Here is a 23,678-nt window from a genome sequence, read left to right as displayed (position 1 = left end):
ACTCGCTTATCAGGACGGCGCAGTGGCAGATAACAACAATGACTGATCGGCCACTCTTTTCAATGGACTTTTCTTGCTCGGGCGTTTTCTCATGATTCAATCAGCCTCGATGGACCAGCGCAGCTTTCGCAAGCTGTTGAGCCGCAACATCGGCCTCCCTCTGGGGGTGGGCCTGCTGGGGGCCGTGGCCTTCGTCGCGGTGATCAACTACCTGCTCTCAGCCATGCAGTGGGTCGAGCACACTGACCGGGTGATCGGCAATGCCAACGAAACGGTCAAGCTGTCGATCGACATGGAAACCGGCATGCGCGGTTTCCTGATCACGGGTGACGAGCGTTTCCTTGACCCCTACGAGGTGGCCAAGCCGCGCATTCTCGGCAGCCTGCAAAGCCTGCGCGGCATGGTCGAAGACAACCCGCAGCAGGTCGACCGTATCGACCGGCTGATCGCCTTGCAGCAAGCCTGGAACACCTTCGGCAGCGAGATGATTGCCCTGCGCCGCACCCAAGGCGACTATCAGGCATCGATCGGCAATGGCCGCGGCAAGCGCCTGACCGACGAGATCCGCAAGGAGTTCGACGGCCTGATCGGCACTGAACAGCAATTGCGCATGGCCCGTAACGAAAAGGTCAGCAGCGTTACCGTCACGGCCATTTCGGTGTTCGTGCTGTTCATCGTCGGCCTGAGTGCCTTGCTCGCCTACCTGGGCCGGCGCGACCTGCTGGCGCTGTCTGGCAGCTACGAAGAAAACGCCAAGGCCCAGCAGCGTGCGGCCGAGCGCCTGGAGCACCAGGCCTGGCTGCGCAACGGGCAGACCCAGCTGGCCGAACAGGTACTGGGCCAACTGACCCTGCCGATGCTGGGTGACAACATCCTGCGCTTTTTTGCCGCTTACATGGGCAGTGTGGTGGGGGCGGTGTATGTGCGTGATGAGCATGGCCGCCTGGTACGGGTGGCTACCTATGGCCTGGATGCTGAAGAGCAGGCTCGGGAGCAGGTAAAGGGCGATCATGATGGCCTGTTGGCACAAGCGGTGCGCGAAGGTCGCCTGCTGTGCCTTGAAGACCTGCCCGAAGACTACTATCGCCTGAGTTCCGGCCTCGGCAGCGGCCTGCCACGTAATGCCTTGCTGATGCCTGCGATCGACGATGGTGGGATCAACGGCGTGGTCGAACTGGGCTTCCTGCGGCCTTTGCAGGCGCGCGACAACGAGCTGATGGAGCGACTGGGCGGCAACCTGGGCATTTCCATCGAAAGCGCCCGCTACCGTCAGCGTTTGCAGGAAGTGCTGGCCGAGACCCAGCAGTTGAACGAAGAGCTGCAAGTGCAGCAGGAAGAACTGAAAACCGCTAACGAAGAGCTGGAAGAGCAATCGCGCGTGCTCAAGGAGTCCCAGGCCCACCTGGAAACCCAGCAGGCGGAACTGGAGCAGACCAACGAGCAGTTGTCCGAGCGTACCGAGGCGCTGGACCGCAAGAATGACGAACTGGTCCAGGCCCAGGAAGAACTGCAGGCACGTGCCGACGAGTTGCAGCGCTCTAGCAAGTACAAGTCCGAATTCCTCGCCAACATGTCCCACGAACTGCGCACGCCGCTGAACAGCTCGCTGATCCTGGCCAAGCTGCTGGCGGAGAACGCCGAAGGCAACCTCAGCGACGAGCAGGTGAAGTTTGCCGAGTCGATCTACTCGGCTGGTAACGACCTGCTCAACTTGATCAACGATATTCTCGATATCGCCAAGGTCGAGGCCGGCAAGCTCGAAGTGCGGCCAGAAAGCACCCAGGTGGAGCGCCTGGTCGAGGGCCTGCGCGGGATGTTCGAACCGCTGGCCGGGCACAAGGGCCTGGCCTTCGAGGTAACGGCCGAGGCACAGGTGCCGGCCACCCTGTTCACCGACCGCCAGCGCCTTGAACAGATCCTCAAGAACCTGCTGTCCAATGCCATCAAGTTCACTGAGCGTGGCAAGGTCAGCCTGAACATTGGCTACCAGCCTGGCACGGGCATCGTGTTTGCCGTGCGCGATACTGGTATCGGCATTGCGGCCGACCAGCAGCAGGCGATTTTCGGTGCCTTCCATCAGGTCGATGGCACCAGCAACCGCCGTTATGGCGGCACCGGCCTGGGCCTGTCGATTTCCCGAGACCTGGCGCATTTGCTCGGCGGGCAGATCAACGTCGACAGCAGCCCCGGCCAGGGCAGCGTGTTCAGTCTGATTCTGCCGGAGCACTATGAGCGCCTGGCGCAGGACGTCGAGCCGCTCAGCCTGCGTCCGGCGGTCGATACGTTGCCACCCGCGCCGCAGGTGCCGGTGGTGTCGGCGCCAAAACGCCCGGCATTGGCATTTGTCGACGACCGCGAGCGCGCACCGTTCAGCAACCGCTGCATCCTGGTGATCGAAGACGAACCGAACTTTGCCCGCATCCTCTTCGACCTGGCCCACGAGCTGGGTTACAGCTGCCTGGTGGCGCAGGGCGCCGACGAAGGCTTCGAGCTGGCCGCCCAGTACATCCCCGATGCGATCCTGCTGGACATGCGCCTGCCCGACCATTCCGGCCTGACCGTGCTGCAACGCCTGAAGGAGCAAGCCGGCACCCGGCATATTCCGGTGCATATCATTTCTGTGGAAGACCGGGTCGAGGCCGCCATGCACATGGGCGCTGTCGGTTATGCGGTCAAGCCCACCAGCCGCGAAGAGCTCAAGGAAGTGTTCGCGCGCCTGGAAGCCAAGCTGACCCAGAAGCTCAAGCACATCCTGCTGGTGGAAGACGACGACCTGCAGCGCGAGAGCATTGCCCGGCTGATCGGCGACGACGATGTCGAGATCACCGCCGTGGCGTTTGCCCAGGACGCGCTTGCGCTGCTGCGCGAGAACATCTACGACTGCATGATCATCGACCTGAAGCTGCCGGACATGCTTGGCAACGAGCTGCTCAAGCGCATGACCGCCGAGGATATCCGTTCCTTCCCGCCGGTGATCGTGTACACCGGGCGCAACCTGACCCGCGAAGAAGAAGCCGACCTGCTCAAGTACTCGCGCTCGATCATCATCAAGGGCGCGCGCTCGCCGGAGCGCCTGCTCGACGAAGTGACGCTGTTCCTGCACAAGGTCGAGTCGCAGCTGTCCAACGAGCGCCAGCGCATGCTCAAGACCGCCCGCAGCCGCGACAAGGTGTTCGAGGGGCGCAAGGTGCTGCTGGTAGACGATGATGTGCGTAACATCTTCGCCCTCACCAGCGCCCTGGAGCACAAGGGCGCAATCGTCGAGATCGGCCGTAACGGCCGTGAGGCCATCGAACGCCTGGAGCAGCATGACGACATCGACCTGGTGCTGATGGACGTGATGATGCCGGAAATGGACGGTTTCGAGGCCACCCGCCTGATCCGCCAGCAACCGCGCTGGCGCAAGCTGCCGATCATCGCCGTGACCGCCAAGGCCATGAAGGATGACCAGCAGCGTTGCCTGCAGGCCGGGGCCAATGATTACCTGGCCAAGCCGATCGACCTGGACCGTCTGTTCTCGTTGATCCGTGTATGGTTGCCGCAACTGGAGCGAATTTGACTAGCGAACGTAATACCGACATCGAAATCCGCTTGCTGATCGAGGCCATCTACCTCAAGTACAGCTACGATTTTCGCAACTATTCCGGCGCTTCGATCAAGCGCCGGATCCTGCACGCGCTGCGCCAGTTGGACTGCTTGACGGTGTCGGCGCTGCAAGAGCGCGTGCTGCACGACCCCGGCATGTTCATGCAGTTGCTGCAGTACCTGACGATCCCTGTCAGTGAGATGTTTCGCGACCCGGGGCACTTCCTGGCGTTGCGTAACGAAGTGGTGCCGCTGCTGCGCACCTGGCCGTCGATCAAGGTGTGGATTGCCGGCTGCAGCACGGGCGAGGAGGTGTATTCGATGGCCATCCTGCTGCGTGAAGAGGGCCTGCTGGAACGCACCATCATCTACGCCACCGACATCAACCCGCATTCGCTGGACAAGGCCAAGCAGGGCATCTACTCGATGCAGAGCATGCGCGAGTACGCTGAGAACTACCGCATGGCCGGTGGTCGTCGGGACTTTTCCGAGTACTACACGGCGGCCTACGGCAACGCCATCATGGACAGCACCCTGCGCGACAACGTGACCTTTGCCGACCACAGCCTGGCCACCGACAGCGTGTTTTCCGAAACCCAGTTGGTGTCGTGCCGCAACGTGCTTATCTACTTCAACAAGGAGCTGCAGGATCGCGCCCTCGGGTTGTTCCACGAGTCGTTGTGCCACCGCGGCTTCCTGGTGCTGGGCAGCAAGGAGTCGGTGGACTTCTCGGCCTACAGCGAGCGTTTCGAGCCGCTGGTCAAACCCGAGCGGATCTACCGTAAATCATGAACGGCGTGCGTGCGGTGGTGATCGGTGCCTCGGCAGGCGGCGTGACGGCGTTGTTCACGGTGCTGGGCGGGTTGCCGGCCAGCTTCGCCATCCCTGTGCTGTGCGTGCTGCATTTGCCGGATAACCGCCACAGTCAGTTGGCTGCAGTGCTGCAGCGCCGTCTGCACCGGCCGGTGCACGAGGCACAGGACAAGGAGCCATTGCGCCCCGGCCTGATCTACGTGGCCGGGCCCGGCTACCACCTGTCGGTGGAGCGTGATTTCACCCTGTCGTTGAGCCAGGAGCCGCCGGTGCATTTTTCCAGGCCGGCAATCGACTACCTGTTCATGTCCGCTGCCGACGCCTATGGCGACGGCCTGCTTGGTGTGCTGCTCACCGGTGCCAATGAAGACGGCGCCCAAGGGCTTGCCTATATCAAGAACAATGGGGGCAGGACCCTCGTCCAGGACCCTCGTGACGCACAGGTTGCGCTGATGCCGGAGGCCGCCCTGGCCCTGCACCAGCCCGACCATATTCTTTCTCTGAGTGGCATCGAGCAATTGCTCGCCGCCCTGGAACCCAGCGCATGCTAAGCCACACCATCGCCAAACTGCTGATCGTCGACGATCTGCCGGAGAACCTGCTGGCCCTCGCCGCCCTGATCCAGGGAGAAGACCGCGAGGTGCACCAGGCTCAGTCTGCCGAAGCGGCGTTGTCGCTGTTGCTTGAACACGAGTTCGCCCTGGCCATCCTCGATGTGCAGATGCCGGGCATGAACGGTTTCGAGCTGGCCGAACTGATGCGCGGCACGGAAAAAACCCGCAATATCCCCATCGTCTTCGTCACTGCTGCCGGGCGCGAGATGAACTATGCCTTCAAAGGCTACGAGAGCGGTGCGGTGGACTTCCTGTACAAGCCGCTCGACACCCTGGCGGTGAAGAGCAAGGTGTCGGTGTTCGTCGACCTGTACCGCCAGCGTAAAGTGCTGGACCGCCAATTGCAGGCATTGGAGCGCAGCCGTCAGGAGCAGGAGCTGCTGCTGACCCAACTGCAGACGACGCGAGTTGAGCTGGAACATGCCGTGCGCATGCGTGATGACTTCATGTCGATCGTCTCCCACGAGGTGCGCACCCCACTCAATGGGCTGATCCTGGAAACCCAACTGCGCAAGATGCACCTGGCGCGCGGCAACCTCGCTGCCTTCAGTGGCGATAAGCTGCAGGCCATGGTCGAGCGCGACGAACGGCAGATCAACAGCCTGATACGCCTGATCGAAGACATGCTCGATGTATCGCGCATCCGAACCGGCAAACTGTCCCTGCGGCCCAAGGTGTTCGACCTGGGGCAACTGGTGCGGGGGCTGGTAGAGAACTTCTCCGCCCAGGCCACGGCGCTGGAAACCTACGTGGAGCTGCAACGCTGCGAACCGCTGCAAGGCGAGTGGGACGAATTTCGCATTGAGCAAGTGGTGGCCAACCTGTTGTCCAATGCGTTGCGTTACGGTGAACGCAAGCCGGTGCAGGTGCGCGTATTCAAACAGGACGGCCTGGCGTGTGTGCAGGTGCAAGACCAGGGGATCGGCATTGATGCAGCCAACCAGCAGCGCATTTTCCAGCAGTTCGAGCGGGTCGCCGCCCAGCAGGCCAGTGGCGGGTTGGGGTTGGGGCTGTATATTTCGGAACAGATCGTCCAGGCCCACGGCGGGCGTATACAGGTCGAAAGTGAAGAGGGCAAAGGCGCCACCTTCACCTTGCAATTACCGCTGGCAAAACACGAACAACAAAACGACCAGGCGCGGGCAACCTCTGCGTAAGCCTGGGGTCTGATGGCCAACTGTAAGCATTTCAAGGCGTTAACATGAGTGAAGATGCACAAGATGTGGTTCTGGTCGTCGAGGATGAACCGGCGATTCGCATGATTTTGCGCGACTACCTGGCGGGCGAGGGGTACCACGTACTGGTGGCCGAAGATGGCGAGCAGGCGTTCGCTATCCTGGCCAGCAAACCGCACCTGGACCTGATGGTGACGGACTTCCGCTTGCCAGGAGGTATCTCCGGGGTGGAGATTGCCGAGCCCGCCGTGAAGTTACGACCGGACTTGAAGGTCATCTTCATCAGCGGCTACCCGGCGGAGATTCTCGAGTCTGGCAGCCCGATCACCCGCAAGGCTCCGATCCTGGCCAAGCCATTCGACCTGGATACCTTGCACGAGCAGATCCAGGCACTGCTGCGCTGAAGCCTGCAGGTAAAACGCTATTCCTGTAGGCGCGGCCTTGTGTCGCGAAAGGGCTGCGCAGCAGCCCCAGCAACATCGGCTGCAGGCTGAAATCCCTGGGGCCGCTTCGCGACCCTTTCGCGACACAAGGCCGCTCCTACAGTGGCCGTGTCTAACGCAGGGTCCGCTCCAATCCACCCATCAACATGCTCTCCATCAACCCCAGCCCCTGTTCCTCGGGGAGTGCCTTCAACATCCCCGGCAACTGGTTCAGCAGCGTCGCCACAACATGCGCGGTGGCCACCAAAGCCTCCCCCTGCAACGCCGCCTGCGGCGCGATCAACCTCAGCAACCCCGCCTCGTAACGCTTGCGCAACAAGGCCAGGCGTGCCCGCTGGTCATCGCTCAGGCAGCACAGGTCGCGCTCGGCCAGGCGAAACTGCAGCGGGCGCTCGGCATGCAACTGCCAGTGCGCGGCAATCAGGCAGCTCAATGCCGACGAACCACGTGCCATGGCCCGTCGTCCTTGGTCCAGGGTGGCCTGCAGCTCCTCGTACAACTCCTCGATCAAGTCGTACAACAGGTCCTGCTTACTGGGGAAGTGATGGTACAGCGAGCCGGCGGTCAGCCCCACATGGGCCGCCAGCTCGCGCATGCTGACCTGGCCAAAGCCCTTTTCGGCAAACAGCGCCATGGCCCGGTCACGTCGCTCTTCAAAGTTGGCACAGCGCATTGCGGCATTGACCGGGGGCATGGCGCCTTGTCCTCAGTAAGTGAAGAAACCGCGACCGCTCTTGCGCCCCAGCCAACCGGCCGCGACCATTTCCTTGAGCAGCGGGGCAGGACGGTACTTGCTGTCGTTGAAGCCTTCATGGAAGGCCTCCATGATCGCCAGCAGAGTGTCCAGGCCAATCAGGTCGGCCAGGGCCAGAGGGCCGATCGGTTGGTTGCAGCCCAGGCGCATGCCGGTGTCGATGTCCTCGGCACTGGCCAGGCCTTCCTGGCGCACGAAGATCGCCTCGTTGATCATCGGCACCAGGATGCGGTTGACCACGAAGCCTGGGCGGTTGCCAGCGGTGATCGGCGTCTTGCCGACTTTTTCGGTCACCACCAGCGCCTGGGCGTAGGTGCTGTCGCTGGTCTGCAGGCCGCGAATGATCTCGACCAGCGCCATCATTGGCACCGGGTTGAAGAAGTGCACGCCAATGAAGCGCTCGGGGTGTTCGATGCTGGCGGCCAGCTGGGTGACCGACAGCGACGAGGTATTGGTGGCGATCAGGCAGTCGGCGGCGACGTTGGCGGCCACTTGTTGCAGGATGCGCTGCTTGAGCTGCAGGTTCTCGGTGGCGGCCTCGATCACCAGCTGCGCACTGCTGAGCTGGGTGTAGTCGGTGCTGGTGCGGATGCGTGCTTTCGCCGCCACCGCCTTGTCCGCTTCCAGGGTGCCCTTGCTGACCTGGCGTTCCAGGTTTTTGCTCAAGGTGGCCACACCGCGCTCCAGCGCAGCGTCGGAAACATCCACCAACAGCACCTGGTAACCGGCGACCGCGCACACCTGGGCAATGCCGTTGCCCATGGTGCCGGCGCCGATCACGGCGATCTGTTCAATGCTCATGTACCAGGCTCCCTCAAACGCGCTCGAAGACAACGGCGATGCCTTGGCCGCCACCGATGCACATGGTGGCCAGGGCGTAGCGGCCCTGGATGCGCTGCAGCTCATGGATGGCCTTGGTGGCGATGATCGCGCCAGTGGCGCCTACCGGGTGGCCCAGGGAAATGCCCGAGCCGTTGGGGTTGACCTTTTCCGGGTCGAAGCCCAACTCGCGGGCCACGGCGCAGGCCTGGGCGGCGAAAGCTTCGTTGGACTCGATCACATCCAGGTCCTGCAGCTTCAGGCCGGTCTTTTCCAGCACCTTGCGGGTGGCCGGGATCGGCCCAAGGCCCATCAATTCGGGCTCGACACCGGCGTGGGCATAACCCACCAGGCGTGCCAGCGGCTTCAGGCCCAGGCGGCGCACCGCGTCACCCGTGGCCAGCACCAGGCCGGCGGCGCCATCGTTGATACCGCTGGCGTTGCCGGCGGTAACGGTGCCGTCTTTCTTGAACACCGGCTTCATGCCGGCCAGTTGTTCGGCGGTGACATCGCCACGTACGTGTTCGTCGACACTGAACTGCACACTGCCTTTGCGGGTTTTCAGCTCCAGCGGCACGATCTGGCTGTCGAAGCGGCCTTCGGCAATGGCACGGGCGGCGCGGCGCTGGCTGGTCAGGGCCAGTTCGTCCTGCATTTCGCGGGTGATGCCGTGCTTGGCCGAGACGTTTTCGGCGGTGATGCCCATGTGGAAGTGCTGGAACGGGTCATGCAGTACGCCGACGGTGTAGTCGATGCCTTGCAAGTCACCCATGCGCGCCCCCCAGCGGGCCTGTGGCAACAGGTACGGGCCACGGCTCATGGATTCGGCGCCGGCCGCCACGGCCACCTCGGTGTCGCCCAACAGCAAGCCTTGGGCTGCCGAGACGATGGCCTGCAGGCCAGAGCCGCACAGGCGATTGACGTTGAATGCCGGGGTTTCCTTGGGGATGCCGGCGTTCATTGCCGCTACCCGCGCAAGGTACGCGTCACGTGGTTCGGTAGGGATCACCGTGCCCATCACCAGGTGGCCGACTTGCTCGGCGGCAAGGCCCGAACGCTCGATGGCGGCGCGGGTCACGGCACTGGCCAGGTCGGCCAGCGGCAGGTCCTTGAGGGAACCGCCGAAGCCACCAATGGCTGAACGGACGGCACTGACGACGTAGATTTCTGCGCTGCTCATAGGGGCTCCGATTGCGAAGGCATGGCGGGACTGGGCCAGGCTCTGCGAGAATGGCCGACGATATCCCGGAGTGGGTCCGAGTCTAGGCAAAGGCTCTGTGGCAGCCTATGCCGGATCTGTTCAAACAACCTGGCACTTTTTGCCACTCAGCATAGACAGCGAAAACCACCATGCGCGATAGCGATTCGGTCGCCGTGTACTTCCTCAACGCCATGCTCCATGCCCTGCGCGACAGCCCCGCCGAGCGCGACGCTCAGCTGCTGGCGGTGGGCATCGCCCCGCAGTTGCTCGACCAGCCCCAGGCACGGGTGCCGGCCAAGGCGTTCGCCCAGCTATGGCTGGCGTTGATCCAGCGCCTGGACGATGAATTTTTCCGCCTCGACAGCCATGGCATGCCGCTGGGCAGTTTTGCCCTGATCTGCCGGGGCTTGATCCTCGAACCGAACCTGGAAAAGGCCTTGCGCCAGTGCATGGGCGGTTTCGGCCTGTTCCTGCGTGATTTGCAGGGCAGCCTGACCGTACGTGGCGGGCGGGCGCTGATCAGTGTGCAGTCGAACATTGCCGACCCGCTGACTCGGGTGTATGCCGAGGAAACCTACCTGGTGCTGATGATCGGCATGCTGTGCTGGCTGGCCGGGCGGCGGATCGCCATCGATCGCACCGAGCTGGCCGAGTTACGCCCGGCCCAGGAGGACGACCTGCTGCTGTGGGGGCCAGACCTGCGCCTGGGCAGCGGGCGCACCGAGGTGGAGTTCGACAGCGCCTATCTGCGCCTGCCAGTGGTGCAGGACCTGGCGGCCTTGAAGACCTTTCTGCGCAGTGCGCCGCAGGGGCTGGTGATCCGTTTTCGCAACCAGAACGGCCTGGTGGCCGAGGTGTACCGGCACCTGCGGGCCCTGCGCTATGGGCAGTGGCCGACGTTGACGGCCCTGGCGCAACAGCAGGGGATCAGTGCCAGTACGTTCCGCCGGCAGTTGGAGCGTGAGGGGCGGTCCTATCAGCAGATCAAGGATGAGGTGCGCCGGGCGATGGCCTTCGAGCGGTTGCGCGAAGGCGAGCTGAGCATTGCCGAAATTGCCGAGCAAGCGGGGTTTCAAGAGCCCAGCGCGTTTCACCGGGCATTCAAGAAGTGGACCGGCCACAGCCCCGGCAGCTATCGGGCGCGGTTGGCCGGCACAGGCAATCAATGAATGATCAGGCCGGCACCATGGCAAACCCGACCCCGAAGCGGTTCCAGGCATTGATGGTGGCAATCGCCAAGGTCAGGTTCGCCACTTCGGCCGGCTCGAAGTGCTCCTGCAAGGCTTCATATTGCCCCTGCGGCGCGCCCTGCTCAGGCAGGCGCGTCAGGCTTTCGACCCAGGCCAGCGCCGCACGTTCACGTGGTGTGAAGTAAGCGGTTTCGCGCCACACGCACAAGGTCTGCAAACGTGCCTCGGTTTCACCCGCCTTGCGCGCATCGTTGGCATGCAGGTTGACGCAGTAGGCGCAGCCGTTGATCTGCGAAGCGCGCAGGCGTACCAGCTCCAGCAACGAACTCTCAAGGCCACTCTTGGCCAGGGCTTGCTCCAGGCCGACCATGGCTTTGTAGGCCTCGGGTGCGTGTTTGGCCCATTCGATACGATTGTGCATGGCAGTCTCCAAAAGGTGCGGGGTGGTAATGGCGCTACTGTAGCGCCGACCATTGGCCACCCCGATAGCCAATCGTGCTCATGGTCAGGAGGCCAATCGCCTATTCAGCTGGCCACTGACACGCATCCAATCTCTTTATTTCTGCCGGGCCAGCCAAGCCGGGATAATGGCCAGGTCTTGCTACAAGAGAAAAGATCCACCATGAGAGCTGCCTTGAACCTGTTGCTGGTGATTTTGCTGGCGCTGAACTTGCGGCCGATCCTGACCAGTATCGGCCCGTTACTCGAACCCATGCGCGCCAGCACCGGCCTGGGCTACCAGCAGGCCGCCTTGCTGACGGCATTACCGGTGCTGTGCATGGGCCTGGTGCCGTTGCTGCAACCGTGGCTGCGACGCTGGGTCAGCGAACATGGCGGTATGCTCGGGGGCCTGGCCGCGATTGCCCTGGCCTGCCTGTGGCGCCTGCAGCTGGACAGTGCCTGGGCGCTGATCGCCAGTGCGGTGGTCGCCGGCCTGGGCGTGGCAGTGGTGCAGGGCATGATGCCGGGCCTGGTCAACCGCTGGTTCCCCGGGCGTTTGGCTGGGGCGATGGGCTTGTATTCGGCCGCGCTGATGAGCGGCGGCGGCCTGGCTGCAGTGCTCGGGCCACACATCAGCGGCCATTTCGGTCACTGGCAAGCCGGCCTGGGCCTGTGGGCGATCCCGGCAGTGCTGGCGGTGCTGGCCTGGGCCGTGCTGCGGCCGCGCCAGGAAGCGCCGAAGTTGACGGGGGCTACTGGCGGGCATTGGTTCGGCACCCGCCGGGCGTGGTTGCTGGCCCTGTACTTCGGCCTGATCAACGGCGGCTACACCAGCATGGTGGCCTGGTTGCCGGCTTACCACACCGAGCACGGCGGCAGCGCCCAGGGCGGTGCCGATCTGGTGGGCCTGATGACCGTGTTCCAGGTGGCAGGTGCGCTCGGCCTGCCGCTGCTGTTGCGGCGTTGGGCCGACCGGCGCCCAGGCCTGTGGCTGGCGCTGGCAATCCAGCTGGCGGGATTCCTCGGCCTGCTGCTGGTACCTACGCAGGCTTCGGGGCTGTGGGTAGCCATGATCGGTTTTGGACTGGGCGCCTGCTTCAGCCAAAGCCTGACGCTGACCCTGGAGCACCTGAAAACGCCTGCCGAGGCGGGCAGCCTGGCGGCGTTCGTGCAGGGCATCGGCTTTATCATCACCGGTATCGTGCCGTACATCACCGGCTGGCTGCGTGATGTCAGTGGCGACTTCCAGGCTTCGTGGACACTGCTGACCGTGACTGTTCTGGCAATGTTGCTGGTGACCGTGTGCTTCAACCCGCGTGGCTATGCGGCGGCCATCGCCCGCCCGGCGGTAGTGGGCAAGGCCGCACCGGTCAACTGAGGCGTTGCAGGGTATCGCGCACTCTGTCCAGTGCTGGGTCGATGTCCAGCAATTCGATGGCGCCGAAGCCCAGCAATAGCCCAGGGCGCAACGGCGCTTCGCTGAAGAACGGCGCCAGCGAATACAGGCCGACCTCCACCTTGCGTGCGAGGTTGGCCAGCAACTCCACATCCACCCCGGGTGAGGCCAGGGCACTGAGGTGGAAGCCGGCGCTGGCGGGGATGGCGCTGAACCAGGGTGCCAGGTCGCCGCCCAGGCGTGCCAGGATACGCTCACGGCGGGCACTGTAGACTTCGTGGCAGCGGCGGATGTGCTTGTTCAGGTGGCCTTCGCCCAGAAAGCGCGCCAGCGCCCACTGCAGCAAGGTCGGGCTGTGCCAATCGCTGAGGTGCTTGGCCACGCAAGCTGCCTGCAACACGGCGCTTGGCAACACGGCATAGCCCAGCCTCAGCTCGGGCAGCAAGGTCTTGGAAAAAGTCCCCACATAAGCCACCAGGCCATGGCGGTCGAGGCGCTTGAGTGCATCCGAGGCCGGCCCGTGGTAACGGAATTCGCAGTCGTAATCGTCTTCGATGATCAGTGCGCCCAGCTCGGCAGCCCGTGCCAGCAGGGCGTGCCGGCGTGGCTCGCTCATCGGCATGCCGAGTGGGAACTGGTGCGAGGGCGTCACGTAGATCAGCCGGGTGCCGTCGGCGATCTGCTCCACGCACAGGCCTTCTCCATCCACCGGAACCGACTGCAGCCGTGCACCCAGGGCCAGAAACAGTTGCCGGGCCGGCGGGTATCCGGGGTCTTCCATCGCCACCTGGCAGCCTGGCTCGACCAGCACCCGGGCGATCAGGTCCAGTGCCTGCTGGGCGCCGTTGCACACCAGCAGGTCGGCTGCGCTGCAGTGCACACCGCGCGCGTAGGCGATGTGGTGGGCAATGGCTTCGCGCAGCTCCGGCAGGCCCTGGGCCGGAAATTGTCGCTCGGGGTGGCGCTGGCTACGGCGTAGCGCGTAGTTCAGGCAACTGCGCCACTGGTCAAACGGGAACTGCGCCTTGCTCGAAGCACCGCCGACGAAGTCATAGCGCGAGGGTGCGTGCAGCTGGCGTTGGCCGAGCACGGTGGCGCGTTGCTGCCAGCGCTCGAGGGAGGCGGCGCCGGCCAGGGGGATGGTGTCTGCTTCGTTATTGCGCAGCGGATGGCGCGGGGTGACGAAGGTGCCACGGCCGACCACGCCGCTGAGCAGGTTGTCGTAGGTTAGCCGTGAATAGGCTTCGGCCACGGTCTTGCGCGAGACGCCCAGTTGTTCTGCCAGCAGGCGGGTAGGTGGCAGTTGGGTGCCGGCGGCCAAGTGGCCGCTGTCGATACCGTCGCGCAATTGCTGGTAAAGCTGATCGGCCAGGCCTTTGCGGCCCTCCAGACGAATGTGCAGTTCCATGGGGCGGTCCAGGGCAGGGGAGTGCTCAGGATAGCGGATCAGGGGTGTGCGCAATATCTTCAGGCACGGCTGCATGCCGATACTCAGAGCCGAGCGGTGCTTACGGTGATAAAGCCTTTGTCCGCCAGTGCAATGCGTATGACTGTCTCGTCCGCCGGTGCCTTGCGGCTGCGCTTGATACGCACGCCATCCACCGCGGCAGCTTTCAGATGCTCTGTGATGGCTCGCCCGTTCGGGTCGAAGAACACTTCGCTGGCCAGCAACTCGATACGTTCGACCAGTTGCCGGGAGTGTTCGTCGGTGGCGCAGAAGAACATCACCCCCGACAGGTGAGGGTCTTCATCGGGGTTGCTGATGTCGTGGGCCAGCATTTCACGCAGGCTGCTGCGCAGTGCGGCAATGGAGCGGGCGTACAGGTGCATACGGAGCCTCCTCTGGAACGCGACCTTGCGTTGTCCAGTGCCGATCTTGTTTTCTGCGCGCAGTGGCAGCAAGTAAGACGCGTCCTATAACTTTGTGGGAAATTTCTGAGGATGCTAGAAGGCCACCGCTGACTGGCGGGAGGCAGGTGTCTGCGGCACAATTCGGCGTCTGATACCCGCCTTGCCGAGGATTGCCATGAACAGCCATTTCCAGCCCGTCGACCTGAAAAAGGCCTATCGCCTGTTGAACCACGGCCCGACAGTGCTGGTGTCGGCCAGCCACGAGGGGGTAGACAACGTCATGGCAGCTGCCTGGGCTTGTGCCCTGGACTTCGACCCGCCCAAGGTAACCGTGGTGCTCGACAAGATCGCCCGCACCCGGCAGTTGGTGGAGGGCAGTGGCTGGTTCGTGATCCAGGTGCCGACCGCTGCGCAGGCGCAACTGACCCACCAGGTGGGGACCCGCAGCCTGTTCGACCAGCCCGACAAACTGGCCAGCATCGGTGTGCAGCTGGCGAGAGTCGAAGGGCATGCGGCGCCATTGGTGCAAGGCTGCTCGGCGTGGTTGATGTGCCGAGTGATCGACGAACCACATAACCAGAACACCTATGACTTGTTCATAGGCGAAGTGGTGGCCGTCTGGGCGGATGACCGGGTGTTCCGGGATGGGCACTGGGCCTATGAAAGTGCCGACCCGCAGTGGCGCAGCCTGCACTACGTCGCGGGTGGGCATTTTTATGCGATTGGCGAGGCGGTGGTGGTTGAGCCGCAGTAACACCTGTGTTGGCTTCTTCGCGGGCATGCCCGCTCCAGCCGCATAGCAACAGGCTGTAAGGCCCCAGAAGAGGTTGGCACGGGACTCAGAGCGCGGCGGCCCCAGCCTTGGCCACCTGGGCATCCTGCTCGGACTTGACCCCGGACACGCCAATCGCGCCTACCACCTGGCCTTCCACCCGCAGCGGCACGCCGCCTTCCAGGCTGGTCAGCAGCGGCGCGGTCACGAAAGCAGTACGGCCGCTATTGACCATCTCTTCATAATCCCGCGTCTCCTTGCGCCCCAATGCGGCAGTGCGCGCCTTTTCCATTGCGATGTAAGCACTGGCGGGCGCGCAGCCGTCCAGGCGCTCCAGGGCCAGCGGATGGCCGCCGTCGTCGACCACGGCGATGGTCACGTTCCATTGCTGCGCCTGGGCTTCCTGGCGCGCGGCGCTCAGTACGCGGGCAATTTCGCCCTGGCCGATCACGAACTTGCTATGCATGGGGGGTCTCCGGGTTCAAGGCTGCTTCGACGATTTCGATCCAGTGCCGCACAGGCGTGCGCCCAGCCCCGTCGAGGTGGGCCTGGCAGCCGATGTTGGCAGTGGCGATGACTTGCGGTTTGCCGCTTTCCAGCGCATTCAGGCGATTGTCGCGCAGTTGCAGCGACAATTCAGGCTGGGTCAGCGAATAAGTGCCCGCCGAGCCGCAGCACAGGTGGCCGTCGGGCACCGAGGTCAGGGTAAAGCCCAGCCGCGTCAGCAATGCTTCTACCGCACCGCCCAGTTTCAGGGCGTGCTGCAGTGTACATGGGCAGTGGAAGGCCAGACGCTGTTCGGCGCAAAGGCTCAGTTGCTCGACGGGTTCATCGCGCAAAACTTCTACCAGGTCGCGGGACAGTGCGCTGACCCGCGCGGCCTTGGCAGCGTAGTGAGGGTCTTTTTCCAGCAGGTGGCCGTAGTCGCGGACAAATGCGCCGCAGCCACTGGCAGTTTGTACGATCGCCTCGGCACCTGCTTCGATGGCGGGCCACCAGGCGTCGATATTGCGCCGTGCCCGCTGCAGGCCCTGCTCCTGAGCATTCAGGTGATAGTCCACCGCGCCACAGCAACCGGCCTGCTGGATCGGTTGCACGCTGATGCCCAGGCGGTCGAGCAGCCGCGCAGCCGCGGCGTTGGTATTGGGTGACAGGGTTGGTTGCACGCAACCTTCCAGCATCAGCACCCGGCGTGCATGGCGTGGCGCGGGGCGGTCGCCGGGTGGCGTGATGCGGGCCGGCAGCTTGCGTTTGAGCGTGGCCGGCAGCAGCGGGCGCAGCGCCTTGCCGCTGCGGGTCAGGGCTTTGAACAATGCCGGGCGCGGCACTACCGCACGCAGGCCCTGGCGCAGCAGGCGCTGGCCGAGCGGGCGCGGCACCTGCTGCTCGACCACCGCCCGGCCAATGTCCAGCAGGTCGTGGTACTTCACCCCGGATGGGCAGGTGGTTTCGCAGTTGCGGCAGGTCAGGCAGCGGTCCAGGTGCAACTGGGTGCTGGCGGTGACCGGCTTGCCTTCGAGCACCTGCTTGATCAGGTAGATACGCCCGCGCGGGCCGTCCAGTTCATCGCCTAGCAACTGGTAAGTGGGGCAGGTGGCGGTGCAGAAGCCGCAGTGCACGCAGGCGCGCAGGATGCTTTCGGCTTCTTCGGCGCGGGCCAGGCGGCGGGCTGTTTCGCTGAGGTTGGTTTGCATGGTCTGGCCTCACAGGTCCGGGTACAGGCGACCGGGGTTGAACACCCCCTGGGGGTCGAGCTGCTGCTTGAGGGCGCGGTGGTAGCGCATCAGGGCGGCGGACAGCGGCGGGCTGCTGGCTGCACCGGGGGCATAGCAGGTGGCGTGGCCGCCCACCTTGGCGACCTGGTCGCGAATGGTCTGTGCCGGTGCGTCGGTTGTGAGCCAGCGCTGGGCGCCCCCCCAGTCGATCAGCTGTTGGCCGGGCAGGTCCAGCTCGCCGCAGGCGTTGGGTACGGACAGGCGCCACAGCGGAGCGGCGCCGGTAAAAAATGGCAGCCGTTGTTCGCGCAGGTCGCTCCAGAACCGGTTGTGGAGTGTTTTGCCACCCAGCCGCCGGTACGCCGACTGCACCGAGCCTTCGCCGCCTTCCAGGCGCAGGTACAGTGCTTCGCCGTCATGGCAGGCGGCGCTGATCGGTAGCGGTTGCTGCCCCCATTCGGCCAGCTCCGCCAGGGCTTCATGGCGGCTCATCGGCAGGCGCAGGCCAAGGCATTGACGTGGGCGTGGCAGCACTTTCAGCGACACTTCGGTCAGCAGCCCCAGGCAGCCGAAGCTGCCCGCCATCAGGCGTGATACATCGTAACCGGCCACGTTCTTCATCACCTCGCCGCCAAAGCGCAACAGCTTGCCGTGGCCGGTGATCACGCGGGTGCCAAGCACATAGTCACGCACCGACCCGGCCCACGGCCGCCGTGGGCCAGACAACCCGGCCGCGACCATCCCTCCCAGCGTGGCTTCCGGGCCCAGGTGCGGTGGTTCGCAGGGCAGCATCTGGCCGGCTTCGTGCAGGGCCGCCTCGATTTCGCGCAGCGGCGTGCCGGCGCGGGCGGTGAGCACCAGTTCGGTCGGATCGTAGCTGACGATGCCGCGGTGGCTGCGGGTATCGAGCACTTCACCGGCCACTGGGTTGCCGAGCATCGCCTTGCTGTTGCTGCCCTGGATACGCAGTGGCGTGCGTTGGTTCAGCGCCTGGTTTACCTGTTCCAGCAGTGCCTGGCTCATGTCGCGGTCCATGCTCATCAGAAACGCTCCAGTTCGGGGAAGGGCAGCTGCCCATGGTGCACATGCATGGCGCCGAATTCGGCGCAGCGGTGCAAGGTGGGAATGTTCTTGCCGGGGTTGAGCAGGCCCTGCGGGTCGAAGGCGGCCTTCACCGCGTGGAACAGGGTGATTTCGTCGCTGTTGAACTGCGCGCACATCTGGTTGATCTTCTCGCGGCCCACGCCATGTTCACCGGTGATGCTGCCGCCCACTGCCACGCACAGTTCGAGGATCTTGCCGCCGATGGCTTCGGCACGCTCCAGCTCGCCGGGGCGGTTGGCATCGAACAGGATCAGCGGATGCATGTTGCCGTCGCCGGCATGGAACACATTGGCCACGCGCAGGCCGTATTCAGCGGACAGGTCACTGATACCCTTGAGCACCCGGGGCAGTTCGCGGCGCGGGATGGTGCCGTCCATGCAGTAGTAGTCCGGGGAGATGCGCCCTACCGCTGGAAAGGCGTTCTTGCGCCCGGCCCAGAAGCGCACGCGCTCGGCTTCGTCGCAGGCCAGGCGCACCTCGCGGGCCCCGGCATGCGTCAGTACGTCGGCGACCCGCGCGCAGTCGTCGTGTACGTCGGCCTCCACGCCATCCAGCTCGCACAGCAGGATCGCCGCCGCGTCCACCGGGTAGCCAGCGTGGATGAAGTCCTCGGCGGCGCGGATCGCCAGGTTGTCCATCATCTCCAGGCCGCCGGGGATGATGCCGGCCGCGATGATGTCGGCGACTGCCCGGCCGGCGTCCTCGACGCTGTCGAAACTGGCCAGTAGCACTCGCGCCACCTGGGGCTTGGGTAGCAGCTTGACGGTAACTTCGGTGACGATACCCAGCATGCCTTCGGAGCCGGTGAACAGCGCCAGCAGGTCGAAACCTGGGCTGTCCAGGGCATCGCTGCCGAGGGTCAGGTGCTCGCCCTCGATCGTGAGGATTTCCACCTTGAGCAGGTTGTGCACGGTCAGGCCGTACTTGAGGCAGTGCACGCCACCGGCATTTTCGGCGACGTTGCCACCGATGGAGCAGGCTATTTGCGAGGAGGGGTCTGGTGCGTAGTACATACCATGAGGTGCGGCGGCCTGGGAGATGGCCAGGTTGCGCACGCCCGGCTGCACACGGGCGTAGCGACCCTGCGGGTTCACCTCAAGGATACGATTGAAGCGCGCCATCACCAGCAGGATGCCCTTCGCCAGCGGCAGGGCACCGCCCGACAGGCCGGTACCGGCGCCTCGGGCGACCACCGGTACGCCACGTTGGTGGCACAGTTTCAGCAGTGTTTGCACCTGCTCCAGGCGCTCGGGCAGCACCACCAGCAGTGGCACGGTGCGGTAGGCCGACAGGCCGTCGCATTCGTAGGGTTTGAGGTCTTCTTCGCGGTGCAGGATTTCGAGGTCTGGCAGGGCATCGCGCAGCGCCTGCAACAGGTCAGCCTGGTTCACGTTGGGCAACGCGCCATCGACGCGCTCGTCGTACAGGATATTCATCGGCTCACTCGGCAACGGTTTTTGTTGTTGTTGGCAAAGCGATCACCCTGCCAGCGTGCGCGTGCCGGCGGCTGTGGTCGAGTGCGGCAGATACTGGTCCTACCAGTTTTTCTGCCAGGCTGTGGCTATTGCCGGCTTTGTCCGGCTAGATTGAAGCCAGTGATGCAACTGGTCCTACCAGTAGGGGCGTTGAGATGGGTACTGAAGGCAAGGCCAAGGTCGCCGATCAGGTCGCCGAACGGGTCGAACGGCTGATCGTCGAGGGCGTACTGAAGGTGGGCCAGGCGCTGCCGTCCGAGCGGCGGCTGGTGGAAAAACTAGGCTGTTCGCGCTCGGCTCTGCGGGAGGGCCTGCGCATCCTGCGTGGGCGCGGCATCATCGACACCGAGCAAGGGCGTGGCTCGTTCGTCGCCGACCTGACGGGGCAGGTGGGGAGCACGCCGTTGATGCACCTGTTCAGCTCGCAACCGCGCACGTTGTTCGACTTGCTGGAGGTGCGGGCGTTGCTGGAGGCGGAGTCGGCGCGGCTGGCGGCTTTGCGCGCCACCGAGGTCGACCGTTTGCTGATCCGTCGGCGCTACGAAGAAATGCTGGCTGCCCATGAAACCGCGCAGGCGCTCGATGCTCGCGAGCATGCCCACCGTGACCATGCCTTTCACCGGGCGATCAGCGAGGCGTCGCATAACCCGGTGCTGGTGCATACCCTGCAATCGCTCAGTGACCTGACCCTGAGTACTGTGTTCGCTTCGGTCAACAACCTGTACTGCCGGCCTGCGCAGAAACGCCAGATCGATCGCCAGCATGCGCGGTTGTATCACGCAGTGATGGAGCAACTGCCCGAGCAGGCTCAGCGGGCCGCACGCGAGCACATCAACGGGATACGTGACAGTTTGCGAGAGATAGAGCAGGAAGAGCAGCGCTTGGTCAGGGCGACCATGCGCATGGATGGCTGGGGTTGAATTGTAACCCCGCACCGGCCTGTTCGCGTACAATGCCGAGCACAGACCGGTACAGGTTCACTCAATGGTCAGCCACAGGGTCATCCTGAGACAGGATTGCCCTGGCCAACTCTTCATCATTGGCTTGCAGCCCTGGGTGGTCCTTGCGGGCCTGTTCCAAAGCCGACTCCACATAGGCGCCGCGGATGGCACCGCCGCTGGCGACGAACGCAGAAAGCTCGTCACGGGCCGGGATGATCCGTTTGTCATCCTTGAAGGTCGAATACAGCGAGGCGGAAACACCGGCCGAGGTGGCGACGTCGCCCGCATCGACGCGGGCCAGGGCAGCACCGGCAGGCAGCAGGAGCAGCAGCGCAGGGGCGAGGAATAGGTGGCGCATGTCGTGTTCTCCAGTAGCGTGAAGCACAGGGAAATAAACCACTCAGTGTTTAAGAGAGCAGGTGAGTGCGGGTAGTTCCCTTTCCTGGCTGGAATGACGAGAGGGGCAGGTACAGCGCAGGGCTCGATCTCAGTGAGGCCTCTGTGGAAGCGGCTCAAGGTTCAAATCGACAACCGCACCACCCGGTTGTCCAGCACCTGTTGCTCCTGTCCCCGCCGCTTGTTCACTACAAGCTCACCAATCGCAATCAGCCGGGTGCGCGTGATGTTGCGCGACAACCCCAGCAACTGCGCGGTATGCACCTGGTTGTAATGGCAGAACCGGTACGCCGAGCGCAGCAGGGCATTTTCCACCTTCTCGTAAAGATCACCCGACTGCTCCTCGTACAGCCGGCTGAACGCGCGCTGTAGCAAGTCATCCACGCCATTGCCTGCCGGCTCCTCCTCTTGCCGTTCGATACGCAAGTTGGACAAACGCAGGTCCTGCGCTTGCACCGTGCCATCGCCACAGGTCAACAAGCTGTGGTGAATCACGTTTTCCAGCTCACGGATGTTGCCCGGCCAACTGTACTCGACCAGCTTGGCCTGGGCCTTGGGGCTCAGTTCCACCGGCCCGTAGCCCAACCGGTCGCTGTAACTGCGGATGAAATGCCGGGCCAGTGGCAGGATGTCGCCCGGACGGTCGCGCAACGGGTGCAACTGCAACGTCACCACGTTCAGCCGGTAGTACAGGTCTTCACGGAAATGTCCGGCGTTGATGGCCTTTTCCAGCTGTACGTTGGTCGCCGCCAGGACCCGCACGTTGATCGGGATGCTCTTGCGCGAGCCCAGCCGCACCACTTCGCGTTCTTGCAGTACACGCAGCAGCTTGACCTGGATCGGCAGCGGCAAGTCGCCAATTTCGTCGAGGAACAAGGTGCCGCCGTTGGCCTCTTCGAACCAGCCGGCCTTGGCCGCGAGGGCGCCGGTGAAGGCGCCCTTTTCATGGCCGAACAGTTCGGCTTCCACCAGCGACTCGGAAAATGCGCCGCAGTTGACCGCAACGAACGGGCCGTTGCGCCGACCGCTGAGGTTGTGGATGTGGCGTGCGACCAGCTCCTTGCCCGTGCCGGTTTCGCCGATGATCAGGACGCTGGCCTCGCTGGGGGCGACCTGTTGCAGGTGGGCGAGCAGCGCCTGCGACCTTGGGTCTTCAAAGACCTGTGCGGTCGCCCGGATCGAGGTAGCCAGTGTCGGTGACGGGGGGAGGGTCAGCAGTTGCATGGGCAGTCCTCAGGAGTAGAAGGATGGGGCAGGGCGTTTGTCGTTGAGGGCCCACTCGCCAAGTTCGTGGATGCGATAGTCCACCGGGTCGTGCAGGGTTTGCGTGCGCAGGTTGCGCCAGTGCCGGTCGAAGCGCAGCGAGGCATGCGTGGCGCGGGCACCGGTAACCTCGAACAGGCGGTTGCAGATGTCCAGGCCGTGGCGGCTGGCGGCGACCTTGGCAGTGCCGATGGCCAGGGCCAGGTCGCCGCGCTCATCAGCGGTGAGTGCATGTTCCTTGGCCCAGGCGGCGTCCAGCTGGCGCGCGGCCCGCTCGATCAGCAGGCGCACGCTTTCCAGGCCAACCCAGAACTCGCCGTAATGGCGCAGTACGTAAGGGTCTTCGGCGCTGCTGGCGGCGCTGGAGCGGAACCACGGGCGGCTTTCCTTGAGGGTGTACTGACGGGCTTCGTCGAAGGCGCCTTCGGCAATGCCGAGGAACAGGTTGGCGAAATGCAGCTGGGCGATCAGTGGACGCAAGGCGGCGAACGGAGTGCTCAAGGGGCCTGGATCGAGCAGCAATTCGTTGTGCTCGACCCGTACCCGCTCGAAGGTGGCGCTGCCACTGTCGGTCTGGCGCTGGCCGATGTTGTTCCAGTCGCTGTGCAGACTGATGCCGGTGCGGCCACTGGGGATGGCGGCAATCAGCAACTTGCCGCCGGCACGTTCGTCCACTGCCGAGGCAATCAGCATTTCCGAGTCGCTGGCGCCGGAGCAGAAACTCTTCTTGCCCGAAAACTCGCACCAGCCGTCGAAGTGCTTGACCACGGTGCGGGTGTCCAGCGGGTTCAGGGCATTGCCCCAGAACCACTGTTTGCGAGCAGTCTGTTCGAACCACGGTTGCCATTGGTCCGGGCGCGAGAACAGGCGCACGGTGGCCAGCATCAGGTGGTGAAAACCGAAAACATGGGCGATGGAGCTGTCGACCCGCGCGAACTCGCGCACCACCGCGAAGGTGTCGTGCCAGCTGGCACCCTGGCCGCCGAACGCCTGTGGGATCGCCAGTGACAGCAAGCCGCTGTCACGCAAAGCGTCGCGCTCGGCTTTGGGTGTGCCACCGCGTTCGTCGCGTTCCACAGCGGTCTGGGCAAACTGCCCGGCCAGTTCGCGGGCAATCGCCAAGGCCGGGCGCAGTGGTGTAGTCACAGGTGCATTCATGGCCGCTCCTCAGGCGCTTTTACGCAGGGCGTGGTGGGCGCCGAACAGTGGCACGGCACGCTCGGCGGCCAGGCGGATACGGGCGGCAAGGGCGTCGCTGGAGACACGGTAGTCGGCCATTTCCGCCTGGCTGGCGAATACGCCGATGGGCAGGGTCAGGGCCTGCAGGAAGCTGAACAGCGGGCGCAGCTGGTGGTCGAGCACCAGCGCGTGGCGTTCGCTGCCACCGGTGGCGGCGAGCAACACCGGGGTGTCGACCAAGGCGTCCTGGCCGATCAGGTCGAACAGGTGCTTGAAGTGGCCGGTGAAGCTGCCGCGGTACACGGGCGTGGTCACCACCAGCAGGTCGGCCCGTTCCACCAGGCGCAGTTGCTGCTCGACAGTGTCGGGCAGTTCGCTGCGCCACAGGGCGCTGCCCAGTGGCCGGGCGATCTCGCCCAGTTCGATCAGGTGCGGCTTGATGTGCAGGTGTTCGGCCAGTTCGGCGAGGATCGCTTCGGTCAGGGCCAGGGTGCGCGAAGGGCGGGAAGTGCCGCCGGACAGGGCTACGACGTTCAGTGGGGTGCTCATGG

23 protein-coding genes are annotated in these 23,678 nt (G+C 64.3%); 9 read left to right on the top strand and 14 right to left on the bottom strand.

Features of this window, described 5'->3' with window-relative positions; genetic code table 11:
* Nucleotides 1-91: 91 nt before the first annotated feature.
* From APH42_RS12295 to APH42_RS12275, 5 genes are read left to right on the top strand one after another with little or no spacing between them, the layout of a single operon-like run.
* Nucleotides 92-3,559 (top strand): response regulator, encoded by a 3,468-nt coding sequence (locus APH42_RS12295; protein WP_041166467.1) that lies wholly within the window; start codon nucleotides 92-94, stop codon nucleotides 3,557-3,559.
* Nucleotides 3,556-4,377 carry a protein-glutamate O-methyltransferase CheR gene (locus APH42_RS12290; protein WP_060493393.1) on the top strand — a complete coding sequence of 274 codons (822 nt, stop codon included), beginning with the start codon at nucleotides 3,556-3,558 and terminating at the stop codon, nucleotides 4,375-4,377. The genes APH42_RS12295 and APH42_RS12290 overlap by 4 nt, the downstream gene beginning before the upstream one ends.
* The gene (locus APH42_RS12285) at nucleotides 4,374-4,949 is read left to right on the top strand and encodes a chemotaxis protein CheB (protein ID WP_012271795.1); all 576 of its coding nucleotides are present in this window, start codon (nucleotides 4,374-4,376) and stop codon (nucleotides 4,947-4,949) included. Before APH42_RS12290 ends, APH42_RS12285 begins: the two co-directional genes overlap by 4 nt.
* Nucleotides 4,943-6,169, top strand: coding sequence for a hybrid sensor histidine kinase/response regulator (locus APH42_RS12280; RefSeq protein WP_060493392.1), 1,227 nt, complete (start codon nucleotides 4,943-4,945; stop codon nucleotides 6,167-6,169). The genes APH42_RS12285 and APH42_RS12280 overlap by 7 nt, the downstream gene beginning before the upstream one ends.
* Before the next feature lie 44 nt (nucleotides 6,170-6,213).
* On the top strand, nucleotides 6,214-6,591 hold the full coding sequence (locus APH42_RS12275) for a response regulator (RefSeq protein WP_009686481.1): 378 nt from the start codon (nucleotides 6,214-6,216) through the stop codon (nucleotides 6,589-6,591).
* Between the two features lie 151 nt (nucleotides 6,592-6,742).
* On the opposite strand, the gene APH42_RS12270 is transcribed toward APH42_RS12275, so the two are convergent.
* From APH42_RS12270 to APH42_RS12260, 3 genes are read right to left on the bottom strand one after another with little or no spacing between them, the layout of a single operon-like run.
* The gene (locus tag APH42_RS12270) at nucleotides 6,743-7,324 is read right to left on the bottom strand and encodes a TetR/AcrR family transcriptional regulator (RefSeq protein WP_012271797.1); all 582 of its coding nucleotides are present in this window, start codon (nucleotides 7,322-7,324) and stop codon (nucleotides 6,743-6,745) included.
* Nucleotides 7,325-7,336: 12 nt separating this feature from the next.
* On the bottom strand, nucleotides 7,337-8,185 hold the full coding sequence (locus APH42_RS12265; RefSeq protein WP_012271798.1) for a 3-hydroxybutyryl-CoA dehydrogenase: 849 nt from the start codon (nucleotides 8,183-8,185) through the stop codon (nucleotides 7,337-7,339).
* Nucleotides 8,186-8,198: 13 nt separating this feature from the next.
* Nucleotides 8,199-9,383 carry an acetyl-CoA C-acyltransferase family protein gene (locus tag APH42_RS12260; protein WP_060493391.1) on the bottom strand — a complete coding sequence of 395 codons (1,185 nt, stop codon included), beginning with the start codon at nucleotides 9,381-9,383 and terminating at the stop codon, nucleotides 8,199-8,201.
* A gap of 170 nt (nucleotides 9,384-9,553) precedes the next feature.
* On the opposite strand from APH42_RS12260, the gene APH42_RS12255 reads away from it, so the two are divergent.
* Nucleotides 9,554-10,573 carry an AraC family transcriptional regulator gene (locus APH42_RS12255; RefSeq protein WP_012271800.1) on the top strand — a complete coding sequence of 340 codons (1,020 nt, stop codon included), beginning with the start codon at nucleotides 9,554-9,556 and terminating at the stop codon, nucleotides 10,571-10,573.
* A gap of 4 nt (nucleotides 10,574-10,577) precedes the next feature.
* Here APH42_RS12255 and APH42_RS12250 read toward each other — a convergent pair whose 3' ends face one another.
* A complete protein-coding gene (locus APH42_RS12250) occupies nucleotides 10,578-11,015 on the bottom strand; it encodes a carboxymuconolactone decarboxylase family protein (RefSeq protein ID WP_060493400.1) in 438 nt (145 codons plus the stop codon).
* A gap of 201 nt (nucleotides 11,016-11,216) precedes the next feature.
* On the opposite strand from APH42_RS12250, the gene APH42_RS12245 reads away from it, so the two are divergent.
* Entirely contained in the window at nucleotides 11,217-12,413 is a 1,197-nt protein-coding gene (locus tag APH42_RS12245; RefSeq protein WP_060493390.1) for a CynX/NimT family MFS transporter, read from the top strand.
* Here APH42_RS12245 and APH42_RS12240 read toward each other — a convergent pair.
* Nucleotides 12,406-13,839: a PLP-dependent aminotransferase family protein gene (locus APH42_RS12240; RefSeq protein ID WP_060493389.1), complete on the bottom strand. Its 1,434-nt coding sequence runs from the start codon at nucleotides 13,837-13,839 to the stop codon at nucleotides 12,406-12,408. The two genes, APH42_RS12245 and APH42_RS12240, sit on opposite strands and share 8 nt — an antisense overlap.
* Before the next feature lie 83 nt (nucleotides 13,840-13,922).
* Nucleotides 13,923-14,261, bottom strand: coding sequence for a hypothetical protein (locus APH42_RS12235; RefSeq protein WP_060493388.1), 339 nt, complete (start codon nucleotides 14,259-14,261; stop codon nucleotides 13,923-13,925).
* Between the two features lie 196 nt (nucleotides 14,262-14,457).
* On the opposite strand from APH42_RS12235, the gene APH42_RS12230 reads away from it, so the two are divergent.
* On the top strand, nucleotides 14,458-15,036 hold the full coding sequence (locus APH42_RS12230; RefSeq protein WP_060493387.1) for a flavin reductase family protein: 579 nt from the start codon (nucleotides 14,458-14,460) through the stop codon (nucleotides 15,034-15,036).
* An 85-nt stretch (nucleotides 15,037-15,121) separates the two neighbouring features.
* Here APH42_RS12230 and APH42_RS12225 read toward each other — a convergent pair whose 3' ends face one another.
* The 4 genes from APH42_RS12225 to glcD are packed head-to-tail and all read right to left on the bottom strand — an operon-like array spanning nucleotide 15,122 to nucleotide 19,309.
* On the bottom strand, nucleotides 15,122-15,520 hold the full coding sequence (locus tag APH42_RS12225; RefSeq protein WP_060493386.1) for a heme-binding protein: 399 nt from the start codon (nucleotides 15,518-15,520) through the stop codon (nucleotides 15,122-15,124).
* A complete protein-coding gene (gene glcF / locus APH42_RS12220; protein WP_060493385.1) occupies nucleotides 15,513-16,748 on the bottom strand; it encodes a glycolate oxidase subunit GlcF in 1,236 nt (411 codons plus the stop codon). Before glcF ends, APH42_RS12225 begins: the two co-directional genes overlap by 8 nt.
* Before the next feature lie 9 nt (nucleotides 16,749-16,757).
* Nucleotides 16,758-17,810 carry a glycolate oxidase subunit GlcE gene (glcE, locus tag APH42_RS12215; RefSeq protein ID WP_060493384.1) on the bottom strand — a complete coding sequence of 351 codons (1,053 nt, stop codon included), beginning with the start codon at nucleotides 17,808-17,810 and terminating at the stop codon, nucleotides 16,758-16,760.
* Nucleotides 17,810-19,309, bottom strand: coding sequence for a glycolate oxidase subunit GlcD (gene glcD / locus APH42_RS12210; protein ID WP_060493383.1), 1,500 nt, complete (start codon nucleotides 19,307-19,309; stop codon nucleotides 17,810-17,812). Before glcD ends, glcE begins: the two co-directional genes overlap by 1 nt.
* Before the next feature lie 194 nt (nucleotides 19,310-19,503).
* On the opposite strand from glcD, the gene glcC reads away from it, so the two are divergent.
* Nucleotides 19,504-20,268, top strand: a complete 765-nt coding sequence (gene glcC, locus APH42_RS12205) for a transcriptional regulator GlcC (protein WP_012271810.1) — start codon at nucleotides 19,504-19,506, stop codon at nucleotides 20,266-20,268.
* Nucleotides 20,269-20,329: 61 nt separating this feature from the next.
* On the opposite strand, the gene APH42_RS12200 is transcribed toward glcC, so the two are convergent.
* From APH42_RS12200 to msuE, 4 genes are all read right to left on the bottom strand, one after another.
* On the bottom strand, nucleotides 20,330-20,647 hold the full coding sequence (locus tag APH42_RS12200; RefSeq protein ID WP_012271811.1) for a DUF2388 domain-containing protein: 318 nt from the start codon (nucleotides 20,645-20,647) through the stop codon (nucleotides 20,330-20,332).
* 161 nt (nucleotides 20,648-20,808) lie between these two features.
* A complete protein-coding gene (gene sfnR, locus APH42_RS12195; protein WP_012271812.1) occupies nucleotides 20,809-21,909 on the bottom strand; it encodes a sigma54-dependent transcriptional activator SfnR in 1,101 nt (366 codons plus the stop codon).
* 9 nt (nucleotides 21,910-21,918) lie between these two features.
* On the bottom strand, nucleotides 21,919-23,106 hold the full coding sequence (locus tag APH42_RS12190) for an acyl-CoA dehydrogenase family protein (RefSeq protein ID WP_060493382.1): 1,188 nt from the start codon (nucleotides 23,104-23,106) through the stop codon (nucleotides 21,919-21,921).
* Nucleotides 23,107-23,115: 9 nt separating this feature from the next.
* The gene (msuE, locus tag APH42_RS12185; protein WP_012271814.1) at nucleotides 23,116-23,676 is read right to left on the bottom strand and encodes an FMN reductase; all 561 of its coding nucleotides are present in this window, start codon (nucleotides 23,674-23,676) and stop codon (nucleotides 23,116-23,118) included.
* Between the last annotated feature and the right edge of the window lie 2 nt (nucleotides 23,677-23,678).

Source organism: Pseudomonas sp. NBRC 111140, assembly GCF_001320885.1.
In the GTDB taxonomy this organism is placed as follows: Bacteria; Pseudomonadota; Gammaproteobacteria; order Pseudomonadales; family Pseudomonadaceae; genus Aquipseudomonas; species Aquipseudomonas putida_P.
Note: the sequence above shows the minus strand (reverse complement) of the source record. Positions and strands in the feature narration are given on the sequence as shown.